Annotated in this window: 6 protein-coding genes and 1 pseudogene; 3 read left to right on the top strand and 4 right to left on the bottom strand. The window is 59.9% G+C overall.

Features of this window, described 5'->3' with window-relative positions; genetic code table 11:
* Positions 1-156: 156 nt before the first annotated feature.
* Positions 157-423, bottom strand: a complete 267-nt coding sequence (locus tag HV796_RS45055; protein WP_484555924.1) for an HAD family hydrolase — start codon at positions 421-423, stop codon at positions 157-159.
* Here HV796_RS45055 and HV796_RS40750 point away from each other — a divergent pair.
* From HV796_RS40750 to HV796_RS40760, 3 genes are all read left to right on the top strand, one after another.
* Positions 329-1,135, top strand: coding sequence for a hypothetical protein (locus HV796_RS40750; RefSeq protein WP_281369992.1), 807 nt, complete (start codon positions 329-331; stop codon positions 1,133-1,135). The two genes, HV796_RS45055 and HV796_RS40750, sit on opposite strands and share 95 nt — an antisense overlap.
* Positions 1,136-1,331: 196 nt before the next feature.
* The gene (locus tag HV796_RS40755; protein ID WP_175233349.1) at positions 1,332-1,610 is read left to right on the top strand and encodes a type II toxin-antitoxin system RelB/DinJ family antitoxin; all 279 of its coding nucleotides are present in this window, start codon (positions 1,332-1,334) and stop codon (positions 1,608-1,610) included.
* Positions 1,588-1,890: a type II toxin-antitoxin system YafQ family toxin gene (locus HV796_RS40760; protein ID WP_175233350.1), complete on the top strand. Its 303-nt coding sequence runs from the start codon at positions 1,588-1,590 to the stop codon at positions 1,888-1,890. Before HV796_RS40755 ends, HV796_RS40760 begins: the two co-directional genes overlap by 23 nt.
* A gap of 139 nt (positions 1,891-2,029) precedes the next feature.
* Here HV796_RS40760 and HV796_RS40765 read toward each other — a convergent pair.
* The 3 genes and pseudogenes from HV796_RS40765 to HV796_RS45060 form a co-directional block, all read right to left on the bottom strand.
* Positions 2,030-2,665 (bottom strand): annotated as a pseudogene (locus HV796_RS40765) (IS6 family transposase); the annotation flags it as partial.
* Between the two features lie 136 nt (positions 2,666-2,801).
* Positions 2,802-3,158, bottom strand: coding sequence for a hypothetical protein (locus tag HV796_RS40770; RefSeq protein WP_246356355.1), 357 nt, complete (start codon positions 3,156-3,158; stop codon positions 2,802-2,804).
* Between the two features lie 7 nt (positions 3,159-3,165).
* Positions 3,166-3,327, bottom strand: coding sequence for a hypothetical protein (locus HV796_RS45060; RefSeq protein ID WP_246356356.1), 162 nt, complete (start codon positions 3,325-3,327; stop codon positions 3,166-3,168).
* Between the last annotated feature and the right edge of the window lie 267 nt (positions 3,328-3,594).

Genomic DNA, 3,594 nt, shown 5'->3' on the forward strand with positions numbered 1-3,594 from the left:
GAAATTGCTTCGCAAACGGGAGGCGTTCATATACATGCACATGATCCGCAAAGGGCAGATGCACGACGACGCAAACAGAACTCCCGCCGCTCAGTTCTATTCGCTGATCATATAAGTAGTCCTTTTCATTTTAACCTGTCACTCATCCTCCCACCGTTATCGCGACACAACCGCCCTTCTTGCCAACGCACCACGCCCGTGCGTGGTGCGTTGGACGCCCGTCACGTTGTTGCGCAACAGTGCGGCTTCTGCTGTCTCCAGTGCAACGTCGGTGCCGGCTCCCATTGCGATTCCCACGGATGGCGCGGCCAGCGCCGGCGCATCGTTGATGCCGTCGCCGACCATCGCAACGGCACGCCGTTCGCGCAACGCCGCGATCTCTGCAAGCTTCGCATCGGGCAACAGTTCTGCGACCGGCTGCACGCCGAGCGGCGACGGGGCGACGACGCTGGGGGCGGTGGCGATCGGTCTGGGCGCGGCCTCGGTGGCGCTGGGCACGGGGTCGACGGCGAGCGCTGACCTGAGCGTGGCGATCGGCCAGGGGGCGACCGCGAACGTGGTGAACTCGGTGGCGATCGGCCAGGAGGCGGTGACAGGAACGGCCACGGCGGTGAGCAGCGCGTCGGTGGGCTGGCTCACGTACGGGGGGTTCGCTGGCAGCACGCCGGCGGGGGTAGTGAGCGTGGGGTCGGTGGGCTTCGAGCGGCAGATCACGACCGTGGCGGCCGGGCAGATCGGAGCGAACAGCACGGACGCAATCAACGGCAGCCAGCTGTATTCGGTGGCCAGCGAAGTGGTGGCGCTCTCGACGGGGCTCTCCACGACCAACAGCAGCGTGGCGTCGCTGTCGACCTCGACGCAGGGCGGGCTGACCTCGCTCTCGACGGGGCTCTCGACGACGAACTCGACAGTGGCGCAGTTGAAGAAGGGGGTCACGTACGGGTTCGTGGCGGACACGAAGGGCGACGGCTCGGACCAGCCGACGGTGACGAAGGGGAGCAACTCGGCGGCGATCGGGGCGAACTCGAGCGACGGGGGCCGCAGCAACGTGGTGAGCGTGGGCGCGCCAGGCGCGGAGCGGCAGGTCACGAACGTGGCGGCGGGCACGCCAGATACTGTATGGATATACAGCTAAGAATAGCTTCTGCTGCCCGACATGAACAGGCTTGAAATGTAGCTACGTTGTTGCTACACTATCGATGTGCCGTTTTAGCTACCTGCGCGTGACAGGTTGCCGGGGCGGTATCACTCAACTTTATCGTCAATTTCATCGATGTCTCTTGGGGTGTCCCGTACTCACGCGGTTGGGAGACACCAATACGGAAGGAAACATGCTCGCTCACGATTCGAAAACAACGGATGTGCGCGCGCGAATCGAGCCGAAGCTGAAGAGTGAAGCGGCCCAAGTCCTCGCGGACAATGGACTGACGATCTCCGAAGCTTTCCGACTTTTCCTGCGTCAAGTCGTGTTGTCGCATGGACTGCCTTTCGAGGTGCGCATTCCGAATGCGACCACACTTGAGGCGATCCGCGAAGGGGAAAAGTTGGTAGGTCGCACGCGCCATCGCTCTGCGGTGGAATTTTTTGATGAACTCGACAAAAAAGACTAATTTTCCTCGGTCATTTGATTGCGCTAAGACTTTTACGAAAGACTGGAAGCGGTTAAGTCACTCGGGTGTCTTCAATATGAAGGCGCTCAAGGAAACGATGCTGCTTCTTATTGCGAACGATGGGCCATTACCGCCCGAATATCTCGATCACGAACTGTCCGGCCAGCTGGCCGGGCATCGTGAATGCCACGTAGGTGGCGATTTCCTTCTTCTCTACCGGTTGGGCGAGAGTGAAGTGATCTTCATTCGCGCCGGTACGCACGCCGACCTCTTCGAGTAACGAGAAAAAGCCGCCTACTGGCGGCTTTTTCTATTTGCGCATCCACTTCGTTCCGACGATGTCCGGCATCCAGATCTTGCCGGCTCTGGTGCAAATAGCAGGTCCGGTCAAGATTTTTTCTATAAATATGGATACCTTATTAACTGAACAGGATGATATTCCAGACAACGGGCGCAGAGGTATCCTTGAGCCCGAGAGCGCAGAGGTTGAACTGACCCTTGCGAATGCGATGCATCAATTCGATGCCTGAAATCGTGGTCGCGGCATTCCTGAACAGTTTGAATCCGAGCATCACTTTCGTACTGGACTTGATATTCGATGATCCTGCCCGATCAGATTGTTCAGGTACTTCGAGGACCGGATGTTCGTGTCTTCAGGCAGCGGCCCCTCAGCGATCATCTCCCGCGCAGGCCCGGTGCGAGGCGGCGTACCCATCAAGCGTGATCGTCTCCGGTGGCTGGCCCTGACGTTTGATTGCCTTGCTGAAAAAAGCTTTTGCTGCGGCCACATCGCGCTTTGCCCTGAGCATGAAATCCACCGTCTGGCCGGTCCGGTCCACCGCCCGGTACAGATAAACCCATCTGCCGCGAATCTTCAGCCAGGTCTCGTCAACGCGCCAGGACCGGCCTGCGGATGTGCCAAACCGGTTCCAGCGCTTGACGAACTCCGGTGTAAATCGCCTTACCCAACGCATGATCGTGGTGTGTGCCAGCGACAATTCCCGCTCGGCCATCATTTCGACCAGATCGCGAAGGCTGAGCTTGTAGCGAAGGTACCTGTTATTCGCGTTGGCCGTTCTAGTTATCCCGACGGCTTTTCGCAGCCCGGGCCAACATTGTTGCGCCACTCCCGCTTCTTTTACGAACTCGGAGCGATTTTCTGTTACGCGTAACTAAAACAGCGATTTTTAGTTATTTTCCGTTACCCCTATGCAGATAACGGTTAAACGCCGCATCGTCCTCTCCAAACGACTGAACGACGCTGTGATCCGCCCACCAGACCAGCCGCTCCAGCACGGCGCGTCTGGGCAGGCCATAGTGGGCTGCCAGCCGCTGGAGCGAAAAGAACTCGCGCCCGGTCATCGTCACCGCCAGCCGCCGGTCATCCGATTCCGCTTCGTCTGCCGGAAGCGGCCGGACCAGTACCGCCGATGCGGCGTCCCGCCGCCCGCCCCCGCCCCCGCCCACGTCGCGACGGGGACGGGGACGGCGCGCGATCTCGCGGCGAGCCTGCGCCAGCCCCTCGCGCAGCTGCTCACATTCGAGCACGAGCCTGTCATGCTCCTTTACCGATACCGTGACGGGCCTTGCCGGCCGCCTTGCGCCGCGCCCGAAAGGCCGCCTGACGCTGGGCGTTGGTCATCGCGTCGGGCTTTCGCGGCCGGCCACGGCCTTGCTTTTCGGTTACAGGTAACGGAATATTCTTGTCGCGTGCCATGCCGCTCCTCTTCACGAATCCGTGAGCTCTCATTTTGAGTTACACGTAACAATAATTCAACGGTTTGGGTGACACCCGCGCGAGGAAGCCGTCCGCACGAGCCGGTAGTTGATCGCCCCTTGAAGTGAACCACCGGAAAATCCTTCTCTCCCTAGAGAGTTAAAGTCAAATGTGGTGTATGGGGAGCTCGGCATAGTCAGGCGGCCAGCGGTTGCTGAGCCGGTGTGCTGTGGGTCACCGGTTCTCCATCCTTGAACTTCATTCCGT

The organism is Paraburkholderia humisilvae, assembly GCF_902859855.1.
Classification (GTDB): Bacteria; Pseudomonadota; Gammaproteobacteria; order Burkholderiales; family Burkholderiaceae; genus Paraburkholderia; species Paraburkholderia humisilvae.

Coding starts and splice junctions, on each gene's coding strand:
- HV796_RS45060 (WP_246356356.1), bottom strand. CDS start 3,327: ATGGCACGCGACAAGAATATTCCGTTACCTGTAACCGAAAAGCAAGGC.
- HV796_RS40760 (WP_175233350.1), top strand. CDS start 1,588: ATGAACTCGACAAAAAAGACTAATTTTCCTCGGTCATTTGATTGCGCT.
- HV796_RS40755 (WP_175233349.1), top strand. CDS start 1,332: ATGCTCGCTCACGATTCGAAAACAACGGATGTGCGCGCGCGAATCGAG.
- HV796_RS40750 (WP_281369992.1), top strand. CDS start 329: ATGCCGTCGCCGACCATCGCAACGGCACGCCGTTCGCGCAACGCCGCG.